Annotated in this window: 25 protein-coding genes; 17 read left to right on the top strand and 8 right to left on the bottom strand. The window is 44.6% G+C overall.

The features are described 5' to 3' along the window. The first annotated feature begins 81 nt into the window (after window positions 1–81). Complete coding sequence (pepF, locus tag TY16_RS17120) at window positions 82–1,899, top strand: oligoendopeptidase F (RefSeq protein WP_043933039.1); 1,818 nt, start codon at window positions 82–84, stop codon at window positions 1,897–1,899. A gap of 122 nt (window positions 1,900–2,021) precedes the next feature. Here the strand turns inward: pepF and TY16_RS17115 are convergent, their stop codons facing one another. The 6 genes from TY16_RS17115 to TY16_RS17095 all read right to left on the bottom strand — a co-directional run bounded on the left by TY16_RS17115 (window position 2,022) and on the right by TY16_RS17095 (window position 5,922). Further along, window positions 2,022–2,273 carry a hypothetical protein gene (locus tag TY16_RS17115; protein ID WP_043933038.1) on the bottom strand — a complete coding sequence of 84 codons (252 nt, stop codon included), beginning with the start codon at window positions 2,271–2,273 and terminating at the stop codon, window positions 2,022–2,024. Continuing rightward, a complete protein-coding gene (locus TY16_RS25815; protein ID WP_081773023.1) occupies window positions 2,257–2,412 on the bottom strand; it encodes an RNA polymerase sigma factor in 156 nt (51 codons plus the stop codon). Before TY16_RS25815 ends, TY16_RS17115 begins: the two co-directional genes overlap by 17 nt. A gap of 806 nt (window positions 2,413–3,218) precedes the next feature. Continuing rightward, window positions 3,219–3,434: a hypothetical protein gene (locus TY16_RS17110; protein WP_043933037.1), complete on the bottom strand. Its 216-nt coding sequence runs from the start codon at window positions 3,432–3,434 to the stop codon at window positions 3,219–3,221. Between the two features lie 314 nt (window positions 3,435–3,748). Next, window positions 3,749–4,627, bottom strand: coding sequence for a ClpXP adapter SpxH family protein (locus TY16_RS17105; protein ID WP_269320350.1), 879 nt, complete (start codon window positions 4,625–4,627; stop codon window positions 3,749–3,751). Beyond that, complete coding sequence (locus TY16_RS17100) at window positions 4,627–5,034, bottom strand: globin domain-containing protein (RefSeq protein WP_043933035.1); 408 nt, start codon at window positions 5,032–5,034, stop codon at window positions 4,627–4,629. The genes TY16_RS17105 and TY16_RS17100 overlap by 1 nt, the downstream gene beginning before the upstream one ends. A 294-nt stretch (window positions 5,035–5,328) precedes the next feature. Further along, window positions 5,329–5,922 (bottom strand): CYTH domain-containing protein, encoded by a 594-nt coding sequence (locus tag TY16_RS17095; protein ID WP_043933034.1) that lies wholly within the window; start codon window positions 5,920–5,922, stop codon window positions 5,329–5,331. Window positions 5,923–6,045: 123 nt separating this feature from the next. Between TY16_RS17095 and TY16_RS17090 the strand changes: the two genes are divergently transcribed. The 4 genes from TY16_RS17090 (at window position 6,046) to TY16_RS17075 (ending at window position 8,899) form a co-directional block, all read left to right on the top strand. Beyond that, window positions 6,046–6,405, top strand: coding sequence for a hypothetical protein (locus tag TY16_RS17090; RefSeq protein WP_043933033.1), 360 nt, complete (start codon window positions 6,046–6,048; stop codon window positions 6,403–6,405). A 70-nt stretch (window positions 6,406–6,475) separates the two neighbouring features. After that, complete coding sequence (locus TY16_RS17085) at window positions 6,476–7,120, top strand: GTP pyrophosphokinase (RefSeq protein WP_043933032.1); 645 nt, start codon at window positions 6,476–6,478, stop codon at window positions 7,118–7,120. Window positions 7,121–7,172: 52 nt separating this feature from the next. After that, window positions 7,173–7,973, top strand: a complete 801-nt coding sequence (locus TY16_RS17080) for an NAD kinase (protein WP_043933031.1) — start codon at window positions 7,173–7,175, stop codon at window positions 7,971–7,973. Window positions 7,974–8,002: 29 nt separating this feature from the next. After that, the gene (locus TY16_RS17075; RefSeq protein WP_043933030.1) at window positions 8,003–8,899 is read left to right on the top strand and encodes an RluA family pseudouridine synthase; all 897 of its coding nucleotides are present in this window, start codon (window positions 8,003–8,005) and stop codon (window positions 8,897–8,899) included. Between the two features lie 153 nt (window positions 8,900–9,052). Here the strand turns inward: TY16_RS17075 and prpE are convergent, their stop codons facing one another. Next, complete coding sequence (gene prpE, locus TY16_RS17070) at window positions 9,053–9,793, bottom strand: bis(5'-nucleosyl)-tetraphosphatase PrpE (protein ID WP_043933029.1); 741 nt, start codon at window positions 9,791–9,793, stop codon at window positions 9,053–9,055. A 450-nt stretch (window positions 9,794–10,243) separates the two neighbouring features. Here prpE and fabI point away from each other — a divergent pair, with 450 nt between their 5' ends. Further along, the gene (gene fabI, locus TY16_RS17065; RefSeq protein ID WP_043933028.1) at window positions 10,244–11,014 is read left to right on the top strand and encodes an enoyl-ACP reductase FabI; all 771 of its coding nucleotides are present in this window, start codon (window positions 10,244–10,246) and stop codon (window positions 11,012–11,014) included. A 356-nt stretch (window positions 11,015–11,370) separates the two neighbouring features. Further along, window positions 11,371–12,036, top strand: a complete 666-nt coding sequence (locus TY16_RS17060) for a hypothetical protein (protein WP_043933027.1) — start codon at window positions 11,371–11,373, stop codon at window positions 12,034–12,036. A gap of 133 nt (window positions 12,037–12,169) precedes the next feature. Here the strand turns inward: TY16_RS17060 and TY16_RS17055 are convergent, their stop codons facing one another. Beyond that, window positions 12,170–12,685, bottom strand: a complete 516-nt coding sequence (locus tag TY16_RS17055) for a CotY/CotZ family spore coat protein (protein WP_043933026.1) — start codon at window positions 12,683–12,685, stop codon at window positions 12,170–12,172. 140 nt (window positions 12,686–12,825) lie between these two features. On the opposite strand from TY16_RS17055, the gene TY16_RS17050 reads away from it, so the two are divergent. From TY16_RS17050 to TY16_RS17005, 10 genes are all read left to right on the top strand, one after another. Further along, window positions 12,826–13,170 (top strand): DUF1360 domain-containing protein, encoded by a 345-nt coding sequence (locus TY16_RS17050; RefSeq protein ID WP_043933025.1) that lies wholly within the window; start codon window positions 12,826–12,828, stop codon window positions 13,168–13,170. 69 nt (window positions 13,171–13,239) lie between these two features. After that, a complete protein-coding gene (locus TY16_RS17045; RefSeq protein WP_155922275.1) occupies window positions 13,240–13,383 on the top strand; it encodes a hypothetical protein in 144 nt (47 codons plus the stop codon). 177 nt (window positions 13,384–13,560) lie between these two features. Beyond that, the gene (locus TY16_RS17040; protein ID WP_043933023.1) at window positions 13,561–14,019 is read left to right on the top strand and encodes a YhcN/YlaJ family sporulation lipoprotein; all 459 of its coding nucleotides are present in this window, start codon (window positions 13,561–13,563) and stop codon (window positions 14,017–14,019) included. Between the two features lie 12 nt (window positions 14,020–14,031). Further along, window positions 14,032–14,499 (top strand): stage V sporulation protein AC, encoded by a 468-nt coding sequence (gene spoVAC / locus TY16_RS17035; protein ID WP_043933022.1) that lies wholly within the window; start codon window positions 14,032–14,034, stop codon window positions 14,497–14,499. Beyond that, a complete protein-coding gene (gene spoVAD / locus TY16_RS17030; RefSeq protein ID WP_043933021.1) occupies window positions 14,499–15,521 on the top strand; it encodes a stage V sporulation protein AD in 1,023 nt (340 codons plus the stop codon). The genes spoVAC and spoVAD overlap by 1 nt, the downstream gene beginning before the upstream one ends. A gap of 1 nt (window position 15,522) precedes the next feature. Then, window positions 15,523–15,879 carry a stage V sporulation protein AE gene (spoVAE, locus tag TY16_RS17025; protein WP_043933020.1) on the top strand — a complete coding sequence of 119 codons (357 nt, stop codon included), beginning with the start codon at window positions 15,523–15,525 and terminating at the stop codon, window positions 15,877–15,879. A gap of 93 nt (window positions 15,880–15,972) precedes the next feature. Beyond that, on the top strand, window positions 15,973–16,095 hold the full coding sequence (locus tag TY16_RS25810) for a YjcZ family sporulation protein (RefSeq protein WP_043933019.1): 123 nt from the start codon (window positions 15,973–15,975) through the stop codon (window positions 16,093–16,095). Window positions 16,096–16,224: 129 nt separating this feature from the next. Continuing rightward, complete coding sequence (locus TY16_RS17015) at window positions 16,225–16,479, top strand: stage VI sporulation protein F (RefSeq protein WP_043933018.1); 255 nt, start codon at window positions 16,225–16,227, stop codon at window positions 16,477–16,479. 417 nt (window positions 16,480–16,896) lie between these two features. Continuing rightward, entirely contained in the window at window positions 16,897–17,439 is a 543-nt protein-coding gene (locus tag TY16_RS17010) for a GNAT family N-acetyltransferase (RefSeq protein WP_043933017.1), read from the top strand. Continuing rightward, a complete protein-coding gene (locus TY16_RS17005) occupies window positions 17,429–18,289 on the top strand; it encodes a nitroreductase family protein (protein ID WP_043933016.1) in 861 nt (286 codons plus the stop codon). The genes TY16_RS17010 and TY16_RS17005 overlap by 11 nt, the downstream gene beginning before the upstream one ends. Window position 18,290: the final 1 nt, after the last annotated feature.

Genomic DNA, 18,290 nt, shown 5'->3' with positions numbered 1-18,290 from the left:
ATTGCAGGAATTTTTTAAAAAAGCGAGAATAGTATTAATGGTATTACTTCGAAAGTCGAAATGTCGAATGGAGGATGAATTATGACGAATGAATCTACGGTAAAAAAATTGCCAGCGAGAAGTGAGGTTGCTGTTGAGGAGACATGGCGCCTTGAAGATATTTTTGCATCGGATGATGAGTGGGAAAAGGAATTCCAAGATGTTAAGGCGCTGATTCCCGGCGTGGCGGCACATCGCGGCAAGCTGGGTGAGAGTGCTGAAAGTTTGTATACCGCATTAAAGGAGCAGGACCAGTTGCTGGAAAGGCTTGGCAGGCTGTATACATATGCGCATATGCGTTATGATCAGGATACAAGCAACTCCTTCTATCAGGGTCTTGATGACAGGATGAAGGCACTGTATTCCCAGGCAGCAAGCCAGTTGGCTTATATTGTTCCTGAAATCCTGGCGGTTGACGTTGAAAAGATCAATGGCTTCCTGGAAGAAAAGCCGGAGCTGAAGCTGTATGAACATGCCCTTGAGGAAATCAATCTGCAGCGGCCGCATGTTTTGAGCGCGGAGCAGGAGGCACTGCTTGCTGAAGCCGGCGAAGTGATGGGGGCATCTTCAAGTATATTTGGTTCACTTAATAATGCAGACCTTGAATTCCCTGCAATCAAGGATGAAAACGGCGAGGAAGTCGAAGTAACCCACGGCCGCTATTCGCGTTTCCTGGAAAGCGCTGACCCGCGTGTCCGCCATGATGCCTTCAAGGCTGTCTACGATACGTATGGGAAGTTCCGCAATACATTTGCTTCGACGCTTGGGGCACAGGTTAAGAAGGATAACTTCTATGCCCGGGTGAGGAAATACGATTCTGCCCGCCATGCTGCGCTTGCGGCTAATAACATTCCTGAAAGTGTCTATGATAATCTGGTGGGTACTGTCAATGACAATCTCAATTTGCTGCACCGCTATGTGAAGCTGCGCAAAAAGGTGCTCGGTGTTGATGATTTGCATATGTATGATCTTTATACTCCGCTTGTTAAGGATGTTAAGATGGACGTCTCCTATGACGAAGCACGCGAGTATGTGTTAAACGGGCTTGCACCGCTTGGTGAGGAATATCAAAACATCTTGAAGGAAGGCTTCGAGAACCGCTGGGTTGATGTCCACGAAAACAAAGGGAAACGGAGCGGAGCGTATTCGTCAGGTGCATATGGCACAAACCCATACATCCTGATGAACTGGCAAAACAATGTCAACAATCTGTTCACGCTTGCCCACGAATTCGGGCATTCGGTCCACAGCTATTATACAAGGAAGAACCAGCCGTATCCGTATGGAAATTACAGCATTTTCGTTGCCGAGGTAGCTTCTACATGCAACGAAGCGCTGCTCAATGACTATTTGTTAAAAACAATTGACGATGAGCAAAAGCGGTTGTACCTGCTGAACCACTTCCTGGAAGGCTTCAGGGGCACGGTGTTCCGCCAGACAATGTTTGCCGAGTTTGAGCATCATATCCATGCCAAGGCCCAGAACAATGAGCCGCTGACAGCCGAGTCATTGACAAAGGATTACTATGAGCTGAACAAGAAATACTTCGGCGGCAAGGATATTACGATTGATGAGGAAATCGGGCTTGAGTGGTCCAGGATCCCGCATTTCTATTACAACTATTATGTATACCAGTATGCGACTGGCTACAGTGCTGCTACTGCGCTCAGCAAGCAAATTCTTGAGGAAGGCGAGCCGGCTGTTAAGCGTTATCTGGACTTCCTGAAGGCAGGCAGCTCCGATTATCCAATCGAAGTACTCAAGAAGGCGGGCGTCGATATGACCAGCCCAGAGCCTGTCAAAGGTGCCTGCAAGGTATTTGAAGAGAAGCTGAATGAAATGGAACAGCTGCTAAGCTAACGGATCTGAGGACCGTTACAACACATGAAGATGGGGCGCTATTTAATAAAAACATAAAAATGCTTGGACATGTCCAAGCATTTTTATGTTTATTAAAAGAGAACAGAATATTTCTTGCCGTTTTATTTCTCTGCTTCAAAATTAAATAAGTTGGCAAGCTGGATTAGTTCCTCGCTGTTTCCTTGCTTTTCATCGTATAATCCAGAATTTGATAGGTAGTAAACATATTTCTTGGTGACAATATACAACTCAGTAACGCCGTACTCTGTTGTGGGTTCGTAAAGTACAGCCCGCTGCCCAGCAACACTTACTTCTTTAACATTATGACCATAAAGGGGGGAGTCTGGCAAAAATCCTTTAATTCTTTGTTCCACTGACCCGCTTATATGCATTCAAAAAGGTTTCCTGGGTTAGGTCCTCTGATTGTTGATAGTCTTTTGTAAGCATAAAGATGTATTTGAATATCGTTTGATGATAATGGTCAAACCAATCTTTTATTTCGTCCTCAACCATTCTTTTCTCCCCCATTTTGGAATCCTACTGTTTAGACGTTTGAAATCAAAAAGGGTTCTGGTTTTTTGTAAATAAATTCTATTTCAACTATAAAAAAGACTGCCCTATTGGCAGCCGCTTTTCTTCGTTGTGATACGGTTCACCTTAATGCATCAAATGAGGAGATAGAGATAAAAACACTCTCTTTAAATAAGTTGAGTAACCAGCCGAAGTAAAATAAGCGGAGATTTTCCGGTTAAATGGTGAATGGAGTTCGTATCGGTGAGAATAAGGGGAGGTTTTCCGGTTATACAAAGTAAAAGCCCCCATTTTCATATGTTTTGAGTCAATAGACGGAATCTCTCCGTCTATTTAAGCGATTTTAAATGCTTTTCACTAATTAAGCGGAATCCTTCCGTCTATTTATCAGCTCGAGGGCTTAACCTGATTCCTCAACCCAAAAAGAAGCACTCGAAAACGGAACCCTTTGTTAAAAACCCCGGAAGCGGCGGCGGTGATTAAACATTGATATGAGAAAGAAGATAGAGATAAACAGAAGGGGGGCGCTGATTAGAAAGGGAAAAATATTCATAAGCCCAAGGAAATTCAGAAATAGGGAAAAGATAAATAATAGGATAAGGATCGCCAGCTTGAATCCGTTCATCTCAAAGCCTCCAATATGTAAGCATTATTTTTAATTTATTGTCCAAGTTGTCAATTCATGAACGAGCAAGTAGAAATTTTTTAAATATCAAAAAGTATATCTTTTCTTTGAGAACTGTCTAGCTCCACAGGGAAGGCTTCGGCAGCATAGGCTTCGCACGAAATTACGCGATAGCGTAATGAGGAGCGCCTAGCGCATAGTGTACTTCGGTCCCCTCGTTACGATAAGTCAACATCGATTCGCTTGAGCTCATCGTGTTTCCTTTATCTCCTTCGAGGCCCTCCACAAGGAAGGCTTCGGCAGCATCAGCATCGCACGAAGAAAAAGTGATAGCTTTTTCGAGGAGTCCATACGGCGCTTCCGCTTTTCCTGTTGTCAACTATCGTGCTCCTCTGAAATCGCTTACTGGAAAGGCTTGGTCGGAGAATATGACAATTATGTGAAAAAAGGCACATTCATATTGAAAAAGTACAGCTACCCATGATATATTTTATACGTGAAGTTGATCACAACAAACATATACCCCTTTGTTTGAACCGTGAAAAATTTCTCCCATCCCCTTTGTTCGTATTTTATAGAAAAATGCCCTGCCGCAGCGGGGCATTTTTCATTTTCATGAAGAAAATGATATAAGAAAAAGGCCATCCCGATTCACAGCCGGGATGGCCTTTTGGTGTGGAAAATAATATGTGTCTATTGATTTACATACTTCCAGAACGTTCCGTACTTCACAGGTATTTGCTCAACTTTTTGTTTTAAGAGCAATTTTTTCATTTCGCGGTCGACCTGGGGGATCGACAGGTCATAAACGACAGCGATTTCCTTTGAGGCAACCAGACGGAAAAACTTCATGAAGGTTTCCAATGGCGGCGGAGGGGATTGCTGTGGCACCTCGGGAAGCATTTCCTGAAGTACCTGGACATACACTTCATAAGGATAATATCCGGCAATCTTGATGCCTTCCTCATCGGAGTTCTGATTAAAGAAAACCAGGGTAGGACTCTCCTCGACTTCCATTTCAGCTGTGATCTTTAAATCCTGCTGAAATGCCTTTGCTGCTGTTTCGGAATGGATATCCGTTATAAATTCCTCGACATCAAGTCCGACGGTACGAGCGACCTCCTTCAGGACATCGAAATTCGAGATGTTCTGTTTTTCGAGGAAAAGCACTTCCTGAAGCCTTCTCAGAAACCTGGCGCCGGGTTTTCTTCCTTGAAGTTCTGCTGCCTTGATGGCAATGGATGCAATATATGGGGAGATAACGGGATTCTCGTGCCATAGGGTTGCATCACATGACATACCGGAGCGGCTGGCGGTTTTTTCCCAGAGCTGGGCAATGCTTTCGAATTTCTTCTTTTTACCCATATTCAGCATGGTAAGCTTTCCGCTTAAGACAGTCTTCATTGAAAAATAACGTCCATATTCAATTTGCAGTTTTTTTATAATCGGCTCCATTGCCCAGCACTCCGGGCATAGAGGATCGATAAATATATAAATTTCGAGCGGTTTCTTCTCAGTGCCGTGGCAATGATGGGGTAATTGGCTGTTCATGAAGCGTTTATCGTATTCCATCATGCCTGCTCACCTATAGTTTCTTCGCCGTCAGGCGTATTGATCATGTGCTGGGCTGTCAGCGTAAGCCGGGCGTAAAAGTCCTCCCGCAACGGACCTTCCAGGCCAACTTTATCCATTGCCTGGCTCATGCAGGAAAGCCAGGCGCGGGCACGTGTAGGAGTTATTGGAAAAGGCAAATGCCTTGCGCGCATCATTGGGTGTCCATGTTCCTCAGTATAAAGGGGTGGCCCTCCGAGATACTGGGTCAGGAATTGCTTTTGTTTTCTGGCAGTTTCAGTTAAATCATCTGGAAATATAGGGGCAAGATCAGGATGCTGTCTCACGAGTCCATAAAATGCATCTACAAGCCGATGCAATGTTTCTTTTCCGAGGGCCTCATAAGGCACAGGCATTTTCCCGGTCATGTTGACAACTCCTTTGAATTGCTTGTTTTCATATCTATCCACTGTTTCTATGTGGAATGTCTCTTTATTTTAGCAATGCCCTATTTATATCTCAAATAAATCGCTCTGTAAAAGGAAACACCCTGCCATTTTTGGCTTTAACTTGATAATTGAATTCTTCTTTTATCTGAATTTCCGTTTCATATATGGATGATACAAAGGTAATCATCGAGGGACACTATTTAAAGTTTCACGAGGCAGGCTTTTGACGTCTGCTTAACCTTAAATTATGATGGCTCGTACTGATGGCTTCTTTTAATTGCTTTCAGTCTCAAGTGTAAGCTTTCTTTTATAAAACCGGCGGATTTTATTAAGGGTCTCCCGTTTAGGAATTCCAAGCTGCTTCAAAAGAGCATAAAAGACTTCCTTCCCCTGATGATAATCCTCCACTTCATATTCCAGTTCATAATCCTCTGTACCTAGATAGCTGCTATGATCGAGTACGAGCAGTCCTTCTTTATACTGAGTTTCTGCACGCGATGTTTCCAGTGTGCCAAAATAGGCAAGTTCTTCAAATTGTATCCCGAGCTTTTCAATTTCTGACTGAATCTGTCCCTCGGGGAGCTTGCCAAGATTGATAGCATCATCAAATTCCTTTTCTGAAAGACGCTGATGTGTTTCGAGCAAACCATCTCCATATGGCTGCTTTAAGGTCAGCACTCGCTTACCGTCCTTTTCCCGGATGCGGAGGGCTGAACCTGCATCTTTTAGCCGGAATAAGGATGTGTCAAAATAATGATTGGCCTGATGTTTAAAGTCGGATAGGCCCAGCTTGAATTCCTGGGCAACCTTGTTGAATTCATCTTTTTCCACTATATTCTTAAATTCAATCTCAATATTCTGTTCCATGCGTACACCTGCTTTTCTAATTGCTTATCATTCATTATCCTTTGTTTTTTTGGTTGATGCAATTTTTGGGAGATTGGCTGTGAGTATGCTAAAATAGTGAATTGATAGATGGAGGTTGATTTCGTGAAAACAAAACTTACTGTAACGAATGCAAAGCTTATTCAAGAGGAACTTGTCCTCGAGACTGCTGAAGGAATTGAGGGCCTCGTGCCAAGAGGTCAGATGCTTGTCGATTCAGACAATTTATCGTTTATTTATTTAATGGAAAAGGATGAGGAATATACATACATAAGCCTGCCAGAACAGCTGTGGGGAGAATTAAAACAGGGCTTTGGACAGCAGCTTAAAGTATATTTGCAATTTGAAGGAAGCCGGGTGGAAATGGAAAATTTCTATTCGGAGCTTGAATACCTTATTGAAAACATTAAAGGAAATGGGAATTACGGCGATGAAATGGTGTCACGGGTAGAAAGCATATTCTAAAACATGCGGCAACGCCAGCGCAGCAGCACACGGGGCTGCCCCGCTTTCATGCTTGGGGGGGACAGAAGGAATGAAGAATTGGGAAACGTTCCTCGCACCATATAAACAGGCTGTTGAGGAGTTGAAGATTAAGTTAAAAGGGATGAGAAGCCAGTTTCATCTGGACACCAGCCATTCCCCAATCGAATTTGTGACTGGCAGGGTTAAGCCGATTGCGAGCATTCTTGACAAAGCGAATCAGAAAGGCATTCCGCTTGAAAGATTGGAAGAGGAAATGCAGGATATTGCTGGGCTCAGGCTTATGTGCCAGTTTGTTGATGATATTCGGACAGTCGTCCAGCTTCTCCGCAACCGGAATGATTTTGAGATTGTTGAGGAACGCGATTATATTTCTCATGAAAAAACGAGCGGCTACCGCTCCTATCATGTTGTTATCCGTTATCCGGTCCAAACCATCCATGGGGAAAAGAATATTCTTGCTGAAATTCAAATCAGGACACTGGCAATGAATTTCTGGGCAACCATCGAGCATTCATTGAACTATAAATATAAGGGCCAATTCCCTGAAGATATTAAAAACAGGCTGCAGCGCGCGGCAGAAGCGGCTTTCCGCCTTGATGAGGAGATGTCGCTCATCCGCGGGGAAATTCAGGAGGCCCAGGCTTTTTTTACAAGAAAAAAAGAAAGCCAACAGGATAAAAAAGGGCAATCCTGATCCCCGGCTTGGAAAGGGCAAGTGGAATGTCAAAGTTGAGGAGTATCTGATTATGAAATTTGCGATTACGACAAAGGGAGACCAGAAATCGAATACATTAATGCATAAGATGAGGACGTACCTGCTCGATTTTGACCTTGTTTATGACGAGGACCAGCCGGATATCGTCATTTCGATTGGCGGCGACGGTACGCTGCTTTACGCTTTTCACCGCTACAGCAGCCGGCTGTCCAAAACATCGTTTGTTGGCGTCCATACGGGCCACCTTGGCTTTTATGCGGACTGGGTGCCGGAGGAAATCGAGAAGCTCGTCATTGCGATTGCGAAGACGCCGTACCAGGTTGTGGAATATCCGCTTCTTGAAGTGATTATCCGCTACCAGCATGGCGGCAAGGAATCAAGATACCTTGCACTCAATGAATCAACTGTAAAGGGACTTGAAGGAACGCTTGTCATGGATGTTGATATTCGCGGCCAGCATTTCGAACGGTTCCGGGGCGACGGGCTATGCGTATCGACACCTTCAGGAAGTACCGCCTATAACAAGGCGCTTGGCGGAGCAATCATTCATCCGTCCATTGAAGCACTGCAGCTTACTGAAATGGCGTCTATTAACAACCGTGTGTTCAGAACGGTTGGTTCGCCGCTTATTCTACCTGCGCATCATACGTGCATGCTAAAGCCAGTCAACCGCACCGATTTTGAAGTGACAATTGACCACTTGACGATGCTTCACAAGGAAGTCAAGTCGATTCAATTCCGGGTACCGGAGGAGAAAATCCGCTTTGCGCGCTTCCGGCCATTCCCCTTCTGGAAACGCGTCCATGACTCGTTCATTTCAGATTCGGATTAAATGCTAACAACGAAACAGAGGGTAAACATATGGCTACTGGCCGCTTTAAATTAACCTGGACCATCACAGCCAAAGATACTGGCAAGTTGATCAAGGAATTTTTGAAAGAAAATGAGGTCAGTTCGGCTTCGCTGACAGACATCAAATTCAGGGGAGGCTCCATCCTAGTTGATGAAAGGGAAGTAAATGTCCTTTACCGGCTCATCGAGGGTGATACGCTTGATGTGTATTTCCCACTCGAAGAACCAGCCGAGGGGATGGAGGGCGAAGATATCCCGATTGAGATCTTATTTGAGGATGAGTATTTACTGGTCGTCAACAAGCCGGCCGGTATGAACACGATTCCTTCTAGAGAGCATCCGTCGGGCAGCTTGGCCAATGCGTTAATCGGCTATTATCGTTCTATTGGGCTTGCTGCGACAACCCATATTGTCACAAGGCTTGACCGGGACACCTCGGGGATAGTCCTGGTTGCCAAGCATCGCCATGCCCATCATCTCTTCAGTAAGCTTCAAAAGGCAGGCGGGGTAAAGAGGACATACGAAGCGTTAGCGCAAGGGATTCTTTTAGAAAAAGAAGGCACGATTATTGCTCCGATTGGCCGAAAGTCGAGCAGCATCATAGAACGGGAAGTCCGCAACGACGGGCAATATGCAGCTACTCATTATAAGGTGGTAAAGGAAGTCGATCACGATTTCTCCCATCTTGAGCTAAAGCTTGAAACAGGGCGGACTCATCAAATCCGTGTCCATATGTCTCATCTTGGCCATCCGCTGCTAGGCGACAGCCTGTACGGAGGAACTGTTGAAAAGATTGGGAGGCAGGCACTTCATTGCCGACAAATCAGCTTTTGGCATCCATTCCACCATGAACAAATGAGCTTTCAGGCAAGCATGCCTCATGATATGGCTATATTGCTTGAATAAGAAAATCCGGCTGGGGTTCCAGCCGGATTTTTAACTTTATTAAGGTATTTGAAGACCAATCAGCACCCGAACATAACCTACAGAAATCAGAAGATAGGCTGGCAAAACGATTTAGAAAAAATGTCCAAAGCGTTTTTTAAAAAAAGCACAGTGTCATTCAATCTTCCGGAATTTCTCAGCCAAATACGGCATGGAAGACGGGACTGAAATAAGCTCCATTTCCGGATACCTGAGCGCGGTCAGCTTTCCACCGAATACTGCCCCGGTATCAATATTATACGTATTGTTTAGGATTCTCGGCTCGCTTACTGGTGTATGCCCATAGACAATGACCGCTTTTCCATTGTATTTTGCAGCCCAGTCTCGACGAACCGGTGAGCCATCCGGATGTTTTTCCCCAGTTATATCTCCATAGAGAACAAATGTCTTAACTTTAGAGCCAGTCTTGCCTATATAATCCGCCCTGATTCCGGCGTGGGCAATCACAAGCTTGCCTCCATCGAGGACAAGGTGAAGCTGGCTTCGCTCATAAAGTTCAATAAACCTGTTCCGTGCCTGGTTTTGGGCAGACTTATCGAGCGCCTCAAATTCAGCAACCGTAGTCTCGAGGCCATGCGACACTTGCACCTTGTTGCCTAAGTAGTAGCGGTATAGCTTGTTGCAGTGATTTCCGGGCACATAATATGCCTCGTTCCGCTCAACAACGAGACGCCAAACCAGATCAGCTGTTTTCAGCGACTCTGACCCCCTGTCTGTAAGGTCACCAACAAATCCCAGCCTCCGCCCATCCGGATGCACGGGCACACCTTCAACCCACTGATAACCCAGCTTTTCAGTCAGCTCAACAAACTCCTGGTAACATCCATGTATATCCCCTATGATATCAATACTCATTTGTAGTCCTCCGAAAATAACAAATCTTCCTATAGTTTACCGCATTTTAATGATAAGTCATTCATGGGAGGAGAAGTATGCGTGCAATTAGAGGAGGGGGTCTAGAGCGCCTATGTTACTTAATGTATAGCTTGCTGCTTGATTTTGACACATAGAGAGCGCCTAAGTTACCTAACGGGTTGCCTACAGCTTGGTTTAGTTACATAGAGAACAGCTATGTGATCATTACCCTGCTGAACCTTCAGAGTGGTCACAAACGGGCCATTGTGATAATTTTAAAACCATTGGGCTTCAATTGAGTCATGTATAAACCCTTTAGCACCTCCTTAAACTACTACGTTCATAGTGAATATGACATTTGTCATCTCCAATACTTTTCTTTTTAGAAGAACTAGTGTACAATTAGTACCAACTACTAATAACTTGTATTAATAGGGGGATTTTCTCACAATGTCAATATCACTTAAAGGGAACACATATGTAGTCATGGGAGTTGCCAACAAACGCAGCATTGCTTGGGGCATTGCCCGCTCTCTTCATAACGCGGGAGCGCGCCTTATCTTTACTTACGCTGGAGAACGCCTTGGCGATTCCGTGCGCGAACTTGCTAATTCACTTGAGGCAGAAGGGACAATGGTCCTACCATGCGATATTACCTCTGACGAAGAAATCAAGCGCTGCTTCGATACAATTCGCGCGGAAGTCGGCACCATCCATGGCATCGCTCACTGCATCGCTTTTGCCAACAAAGAAGAATTGACTGGCGAATACCTGAACACAACACGAGATGGTTTCTTGCTTGCACAAAACATCTCCGCCTACTCCTTGACTGCGGTTGTAAAGGAAGCACGCGACATGATCGTTGATGGCGGCAGTATCGTGACAATGACCTATCTTGGCGGCGAACGCGCAATCACTAACTACAACGTAATGGGTGTAGCCAAAGCATCACTTGAAGCAAGCGTCAAGTACCTGGCTCGTGACTTGGGTGCACAAAACATCCGAATCAACTCAATCTCTGCTGGTCCAATTCGCACACTATCTGCAAAGGGCATCAGTGACTTTAACCTCATCCTCAAGGAAATCGAGGAAAAAGCACCGCTCCACCGCGCCACAACAACTGAAGAAGTCGGCGACACCGCTGTATTCCTTTTCAGCAACATGTCCCGCGGCATAACCGGTGAAAACATCCATTGTGACTCTGGATACCACATTCTCTAATATGATCAAAACCTGCCTTTTTCCAGAAGGGCAGGTTTTTTTATACGCCAGCTCTACAAGGAAAGCTTCGGCAGCATTAACATCGCACGAAGAAAAAGCGATAGCTTTTTCGAGGAGCGCCTACGCGTGCGCAAACTTCAGGCCTCCTCCCTACGATAAGTCATCATCGAATCGCTATCGCTCTTCGTGATTCCTTTATCCCAGTCGAAGTCCCTCCATTTTGTACGGCGATGACCAAGGCACTTGCGCTCTGTTGTGAAAAATGGGCCGATACTCTTCGGCTTTTAACGCTTAAGTATGTCCCTGCATACACATGGTTAGTAGAGATTTGCCCAAAAACGAAACGAGGGATGAGGATGGATAAACAGAAGAATGCCAAACCATTGCTATATATCGTACAGCCTGAGTTCACGAACGGTTCCTTGCGCATGCAGGAACGGTTTTTGTGGAGGAGAAGGTTTACTGAAAAGGAGGAAGACCCGACTAATCCAACTTCAGTTAATACAGAGGATAGGGATCTGCGCGGATCCATCCTAAAAGATACACTTTACGGGGAGGTTGCACCAACTGCCACTCGGGAGGAGCAACAAATTATCAAAATAAAACAGGAACCGATTTTACAGAAAGACGCTCCCGCCAACGAACACGATGCTATCACTCATGAGGAGCACCCTATCTCACAAATTGAACCAGGGAAGAAAAAACAAAATTTGATAGAAATGTTTCTAAAACAACTAGAAGAGACCAGTGTCAAGCCATCGATTTCTAAAGAAAACCACTCAGAACAGCCGGAAAAGACTCCTGTTCAGACTAAATTGGATAAGGAGATATGGCAAACAGTAAACAGCCTGGCCAGGTATCCTCATTTCCTTGAAAAGCCGATTGTAAAAGCGATAGTAGCAGGTGAGCCGCTGACCTTCCAGATTTACAGCAAACGAGGCAGCGAATTATTTATTAAAATAAATGGCCGGAATGGGAAAATTAACCTTGGAGATATTTCGGAAATAGAGGTCCTTGATTAAAAGAGAAGGGAGTTGCATTCATGCAGCTCCTTTTAAATGTAACTTGGTAGTCAAAATTGGCCATGAGTTAGCATAAATATGAAAGACTGCAAAAAAAAGACTGTTTCATTTAACGAAACAGTCTGCAAAATTTTTAATCGAATAAGTTTTGCGGGAAGACGCAGGATACGCCGCAGAAGCAGTTAAGGTCAATTGTGATGCATACACCGGTACGCTTAAGCTTATGTGCCTTCTCGAGGTCTTTCACACAGTCAAATGTGTCATCATCATGTTCATGCTTGGATCCTGATCCTCCTGAGGATTTAACCTTTTTCAGGATTTCAAGCGTTGCACAGCAAGTGTCTGGATCCACATCTACTACCCTGAACACACACCCGGTTACGACTTCAAATGGGTGACTATTGCTTCCGCTTCTTTTCACCCCAACAGCCTTGAACGGTTCGCATGTGCTTTTGCAAACCAGAATGACTGGAATAGTGTCATTCATATTGTTCTGTACTCCTTCAACCAGCTCGTGAATAGCCCTTTCGCATCCAAATTCACAATCGTCATCTTCTCTAATTGGATTTACTTTATCCTGGGCTTTCACGATTGCGAGCAGGGTATCACACACACAGTTGCTTGTGAAGAACTCTGAACCACAACTCATGGATTTTCCTCCTTTAGGTAGATAATTATTTGCATTATCAGAGTATGTATGGAGGAGCTTTATGGGTTGGGCCAAAAGCCCAATTTTAGTTATTTTAATCAGGGATACAAGCCTATTAGGCAAAGAAAAGGAGTATGAATATGGGAGATTTTACGATTGAGGTTCTGTTCATCATAGGGCTGGCTTCCTTCCGGCTGACAAGAGTTATTGTATTTGACAAAATAGCTGAATTTATCAGGGCCCCTTTCCTTGAAGAGATTATAGAAGGGGATGAGGTGTATACCATTCCAAAAAAAGGTCCGATCCGCAGCTTGATCGGCGAACTGCTTAGCTGCTATTGGTGCACAGGAGTGTGGGTAAGCGCTGGGCTTCTGGCAGTATATACTTATATACCGTCAATTGGAGTGGCCATTATCCTCATTTTCGCGGCAGCGGCAATAGCCAGTATAATCGAAACAATAATAGGAAGGCTGCTAGGCGACTGAATTAAACAACATTTCTCCTCCTACATATAGTAAAAGAGTAGAATCTTTAAGTCGAGAGGGGAATTTAACATGGATGCGTGGAAACAATATAAAGGAAAAGAGCAGCAACAGGCTGAGCAACAACAAACAGGGCCAACTGAACCAAAGAAAAGAAGGGGATGCGGATGTGGCGGGGGAAGACGGAAACGCCGCAAACGGGGATATGGTGCATAGCAGGGAAAGCTGCCTTCCGGTACGCTTTCTTTTTTTTGGAAAAAAGAAGAAGTTAGCCTGAAAACAAAGCAATACTGCATAACAGCCATATTTTCCTTTTCAAGCTGAAAAGCATAAAAACCCCCTTTGTGCAAACAATAAAAGAACAAATGGGAATAAGCAGGAAGGGTAAGGATCATGAAAAAATTAATGTTTCTTATTATGGGAGTCACATTGCTTCTCGGTGCTTGTGGAGCAAATGAAGGAAGCAGCCGTCTGGCTTTGATGAACAAGACAAATCCGGATCCAGTACATACAGCGGATAACGGTTCAAAGGTTTCTGAAAAAAGTGTGGAAAAGGATGTTGAAGCGCTGCCGGAATTATATGATGTTGCCGTCATCAAAGGAAAGAAGGACTTTCTCGTTGCCTACAAGGTTAAGCATTTGCAGCGTTTCAGGATGAAGGAAATCGAAAAAAAATTGTCTGATAAGCTCGAAAAAAAATACCCAAATGAAAAATTTACAGTTTCAAGTGATTACAAAATATTCCTTGAGGCAACACGGCTGCAAGAAAGGATAAAATCCGGCAAATACAATGACAAGGCTGCGGAAAAGCGCCTGCAGGAGATTATTGAGCTACAAAAAGAGAAAACGTGAGGAGGAATTGGGATGGCCGACAAGAAAAGTGCCGAACAGGAAAAGTATAAGCAGCTTCAGAAAAAGCATGAATTGAAAAGGCCTGTGCTCAAAAATTGCATCAAGGCATTTTGGGTAGGAGGGGTCATTTGTATGATCGGGCAGGCCTTAACCTATTTTTATATTTATTATTTTGATTTTACGGAACAAACCGCGAGCAATCCAACAGTTGCAACAATGGTTTTCTTATCGATGCTCTTGACAGGCTTTGGGGTCTATGATCATCTTGGCCAATACGCGGGTGCGGGTAGTGCTGTTCCTGTAACTGGATTTGGAAATGCGGTCATTTCCGCTGCAATTGAGCACAGAACGGAAGGCTGGGTTCTTGGTGTGGGCGGTAACATGTTCAAACTGGCCGGGTCGGTCATTTTGTTTGGTGTTTTTTCGGCCTTTGTCGTAGCTTTGATTAAAACCTTGCTAACCATGTGGGGGGTTATCTGATGCTTAAGGGCAAACAGACTTGGCTATTCGAAAACCGTCCGGAAATACGCTCTACTGGTGTGACAGGCGGGCCGTTTGAGGCTGCGGGAAATCTGGCGGAAGACTTTGATATTCTTCATGATGATTTGTGGTTGGGGGAAGATTCCTATGAAAAAGCCCATCGAGTACTTATGGACAACGCCATTGATGTTGCCCTCAAAAAGGGCGATGTAAGTGGCAGTGAGGTCCAATTTTTATTGGCTGGCGATCTTATCAACCAAATAACTCCGACAAGCTTTGCGGCAAGGACTGCACAGATTCCCTATTTTGGTCTGTTCGGTGCCTGCTCGACTTCAATGGAAGGATTGGCATTGTCGGCCTTTATTATTAATTACGGCGGAGCTGACTACATATTGACTGGTGCAACAAGCCACAATTCTGCTGTAGAAAAGCAATTCAGGTATCCGACCGAGTATGGGGGCCAGAAGCCTCCAACAGCACAATGGACAATCACTGGATCAGGTGTTGCACTTTTACAGAAGAATGAGGGAAAGGGTAAGCTTCCGTACGTTACCTCTGCCACAATAGGAAAAGTTGTCGACATGGGGCTCTCCGACCCATTCAACATGGGTGGGGCGATGGCCCCTGCTGCAGCGGATACAATTACAGCTCATTTTGTGGATACTGGAAGGGATCCATCCTATTATGACTTAATCGTCACAGGCGACCTTGCGAAAATAGGCAGGAGCGCAGCCATGGACCTTCTTTCACAAAAGGGCTATAAGCTTGAGGACCAAAAATTCAGGGATTGCGGTTTAATGATTTATAAAGATGACCAGCCAGTCCAGGCCGGGGGAAGTGGTGCGGGCTGTTCTGCGGTGGTTACTTACGGACATCTGTTAAATGAAATGAAAAAAGGCACTTACAGCCGCATCCTCGTAGTAGCAACTGGGGCGCTTCTGTCGCCGCTAACCTTTCAACAGAAAGAAACGATTCCATGTATCGCGCATGCGGTTTCCATTGAAATGGATGGGAGGGAATAGGATGCTTGCCATGTTCTTTTGGGCCTTTGTTGTAGGCGGAGCAATTTGTGTCCTTGGACAGCTAATAATCGATATTGGAAAAGTAACACCAGGGCATATGCTCAGCGCAATGGTCGTCATTGGCGCAATTCTTGATGGTTTTGGCCTTTATGAGCCGTTCATGGATTTTGCAGGTGCCGGAGCATCGGTCCCCATCACCAGCTTTGGAAACTCGCTTGTCCACGGGGCCCTTCAGGAAGCCGAACAGCACGGGCTTGTTGGAGTTCTGACGGGAATGTTCGAGGTAACTAGTTCTGGGATTTCCGCGGCAATCATTTTCGGTTTCATCGGGGCATTGATTTTCAAGCCAAAGGGATAAGCAAAAGTTTTTCCTGGCTGGGAGAGGGCCTATACACTTTTTCTTCCCTTCACATACATTAATGGTGAAACAAGAAAAGTGAGGTGACACGGTATGTGCTTCGGTGGTTACGGATACGGAGGCGGCTACGGCGGTGGCGGTGGCTACGGATCAACTTTTGTTTTAATCGTTGTATTGTTCATTCTATTGATTATCGTTGGAGCTTCCTTCTATTAAGATAGAAGATAAAGGCCTGGCCGGGAAATGCCCCGGCTCGGCCTTTTTCCGTTTTGCTTTAAAGTTTCTTCACCAATTCCTTGCTCCTTCATACTATAAGAGTAGCCTATAAAGGAGCGTGACAATTGAATGGATAACGGATTTTTTAAAAACCTTGAAAAAAAGACCGGCGTGAACATGAAGGATATTTTTGATCTTGCCGCGTCCCTGCAAAATGCGAATTTTAAGGACGAAAGAACAGTCCGCAGCGTCATCCAGCGCGTTTCCAAAATTGCCAACAAACCGGTTAACAAAGAAACCGAGGACAAAATCGTTCAGTCGATCGTCAAGGATGGAAAGCAGCTTGATTTCAATACCCTCTCGAACATGCTGAATAAAAAATAGGAAAAGTCCGGCCTCAACTCCCCCTGGGCCGGACTTTTTGCGTATTCTTGGTAACAGAGAAGCCTTATCAGTGGCCGACGGATTGAGGAATAATGTTTTTCTAGACGATACTTGTCATCCCAATCACGGTTTCGTCGAGTAAATCCATTTTTCTAGACGGAACTCGCAATACCGAATACGGTTTTCGTCGAGTAAACCCCTTTTTCTCGACGTAACTCGCAATCCCGAACGCGGTTTCGTCGAGTAAATCCAATTTTTCTAGACGGAACTCATCCTCCAAGCACACTAACCTTAAGTAAATCATTTTCTGGACGGAGCCTCGAATGGAAGAGAGGTTAAATTTTGAAAAAAATGCTTCGCATTGCATAATTTAACTAACAGCCTTTTAAAAATGAAGATAATATCAGGGGGAAGCGGATGGAAATCAGAAGGACTAAACTGGATGATAGAGAGGCAATGAACCAATTTTTCCGGACTGTCATCACAGATACGTTTGAAAAAAACGGGATAAGTGAGCTTGTTTATGATATGGAAGAGGAAATAGAAACCAAGAAAGCGTACCTTGAAGCGGATTTAACTAGTGACGGAGCCGATCGGCATTTCCTGATTGCCGTGGAGAAAAGTACTATAATCGGTACTATTGAATATGGGCCTTCGAGCAATTTAATCAATGAACTCACCAATGGTACACTAAATCAACTAGTGGAAGTTGGAACGGTTTTTGTCCATCCTGATTACCAGGGTAAAGGTATAGGAAACAGTCTGTTGGAAGCAATAATGAAACACCTGAAAAACATAGGGCTAACGGAGTTCTGGCTGGACAGCGGGTATGGAAGTGCCCAGCAAATTTGGAAAAGGAAGTTTGGTCTTCCTGATTATTGGCAGAAGGACTATTGGGGAGAAGGGCATGACCATATGGTTTGGAGAATAACTTTCAAGGAGTGGTTCGATGCAAGATAGTGTAATAGACATCATGCAAAAAAGACAGTCAATACGGACATTCAGTACAGATCGAGTAGAAGAAAAGCATATCCAAAGTATACTGGAATACATAGACAGTGACCGGAGCTTCAGTGGCCCTTTTGGCAAAACAGGCAGGACTGAATTCGTTAGGGTGACCAATAACGTTACCGATAAAGGGCTTAAAGTAGGTACATATGGATTTATAAAAAACCCGCGCGCTTATCTAGTTGGAATCTGTAAAAATGAAAAAGACGATTTAATCGACTTTGGCTATTGTTTTCATAAACTCGTCCTCCATGTATGCGGACTGGGCATGGGGACCTGCTGGATGGGCGGGACGTTCAGCCGGAACTCCTTTGAAAAGGAGCTGTCAATATCATCGGAAGAGTTCATCCCTTGTGTGACGCCAATCGGCTATCCAAAGGAAAAGCAGCGTTTTTTTGATAAAGCTGTACGAGCTGTGGTCAAAGCAGATAACAAAAAGCCATGGGATAAATTATTCTTTGATGGCGGCTTGAAAACGCCTCTAAATAGGGAACAGGCCGGTTTATTCGAAACACCAATTGAAATGGTCAGGTTGGGCCCGTCTGCCTCCAACAAGCAGCCATGGAGAATCGCTGTTTCGGAGGACCGGAAGACATGCCATTTCTATATTGAGCATACACCCAACTATAGTACATCACTTGGTTATGACATGCAGCTTCTCGATATGGGCATTGCGATGTGCCAGTTTGAGCTAGCCTGCAAAGAATTGCAAATTAAGGGCAAATGGGTGAAAGAACAACCTGGTTTTAATGTTCCGAATGGGCAAATAGAATACATCGTTAGCTGGAAGAGTTCCAACTAAA

This window comes from Bacillus sp. EB01, from assembly GCF_000613125.1.
Taxonomy (GTDB): Bacteria; Bacillota; Bacilli; order Bacillales; family Cytobacillaceae; genus Bacillus_D.
Note: the sequence above shows the minus strand (reverse complement) of the source record. Positions and strands in the feature narration are given on the sequence as shown.

Excerpts from the sequence above, each read along its gene's own strand:
- pepF (WP_043933039.1), top strand. The coding sequence starts at position 82 with ATGACGAATGAATCTACGGTAAAAAAATTGCCAGCGAGAAGTGAGGTT.
- TY16_RS25815 (WP_081773023.1), bottom strand. The coding sequence starts at position 2,412 with ATGGTTGAGGACGAAATAAAAGATTGGTTTGACCATTATCATCAAACG.
- TY16_RS17105 (WP_269320350.1), bottom strand. The coding sequence starts at position 4,627 with ATGGAATACGATAAACGCTTCATGAACAGCCAATTACCCCATCATTGC.
- TY16_RS17100 (WP_043933035.1), bottom strand. The coding sequence starts at position 5,034 with ATGACCGGGAAAATGCCTGTGCCTTATGAGGCCCTCGGAAAAGAAACA.
- TY16_RS17095 (WP_043933034.1), bottom strand. The coding sequence starts at position 5,922 with ATGGAACAGAATATTGAGATTGAATTTAAGAATATAGTGGAAAAAGAT.
- TY16_RS17085 (WP_043933032.1), top strand. The coding sequence starts at position 6,476 with ATGAAGAATTGGGAAACGTTCCTCGCACCATATAAACAGGCTGTTGAG.
- TY16_RS17080 (WP_043933031.1), top strand. The coding sequence starts at position 7,173 with ATGAAATTTGCGATTACGACAAAGGGAGACCAGAAATCGAATACATTA.
- TY16_RS17075 (WP_043933030.1), top strand. The coding sequence starts at position 8,003 with ATGGCTACTGGCCGCTTTAAATTAACCTGGACCATCACAGCCAAAGAT.
- prpE (WP_043933029.1), bottom strand. The coding sequence starts at position 9,793 with ATGAGTATTGATATCATAGGGGATATACATGGATGTTACCAGGAGTTT.
- fabI (WP_043933028.1), top strand. The coding sequence starts at position 10,244 with ATGTCAATATCACTTAAAGGGAACACATATGTAGTCATGGGAGTTGCC.
- TY16_RS17060 (WP_043933027.1), top strand. The coding sequence starts at position 11,371 with ATGGATAAACAGAAGAATGCCAAACCATTGCTATATATCGTACAGCCT.
- TY16_RS17055 (WP_043933026.1), bottom strand. The coding sequence starts at position 12,685 with ATGAGTTGTGGTTCAGAGTTCTTCACAAGCAACTGTGTGTGTGATACC.
- TY16_RS17050 (WP_043933025.1), top strand. The coding sequence starts at position 12,826 with ATGGGAGATTTTACGATTGAGGTTCTGTTCATCATAGGGCTGGCTTCC.
- TY16_RS17045 (WP_155922275.1), top strand. The coding sequence starts at position 13,240 with ATGGATGCGTGGAAACAATATAAAGGAAAAGAGCAGCAACAGGCTGAG.
- TY16_RS17040 (WP_043933023.1), top strand. The coding sequence starts at position 13,561 with ATGAAAAAATTAATGTTTCTTATTATGGGAGTCACATTGCTTCTCGGT.
- spoVAC (WP_043933022.1), top strand. The coding sequence starts at position 14,032 with ATGGCCGACAAGAAAAGTGCCGAACAGGAAAAGTATAAGCAGCTTCAG.
- spoVAD (WP_043933021.1), top strand. The coding sequence starts at position 14,499 with ATGCTTAAGGGCAAACAGACTTGGCTATTCGAAAACCGTCCGGAAATA.
- spoVAE (WP_043933020.1), top strand. The coding sequence starts at position 15,523 with ATGCTTGCCATGTTCTTTTGGGCCTTTGTTGTAGGCGGAGCAATTTGT.
- TY16_RS25810 (WP_043933019.1), top strand. The coding sequence starts at position 15,973 with ATGTGCTTCGGTGGTTACGGATACGGAGGCGGCTACGGCGGTGGCGGT.
- TY16_RS17015 (WP_043933018.1), top strand. The coding sequence starts at position 16,225 with ATGGATAACGGATTTTTTAAAAACCTTGAAAAAAAGACCGGCGTGAAC.
- TY16_RS17010 (WP_043933017.1), top strand. The coding sequence starts at position 16,897 with ATGGAAATCAGAAGGACTAAACTGGATGATAGAGAGGCAATGAACCAA.
- TY16_RS17005 (WP_043933016.1), top strand. The coding sequence starts at position 17,429 with ATGCAAGATAGTGTAATAGACATCATGCAAAAAAGACAGTCAATACGG.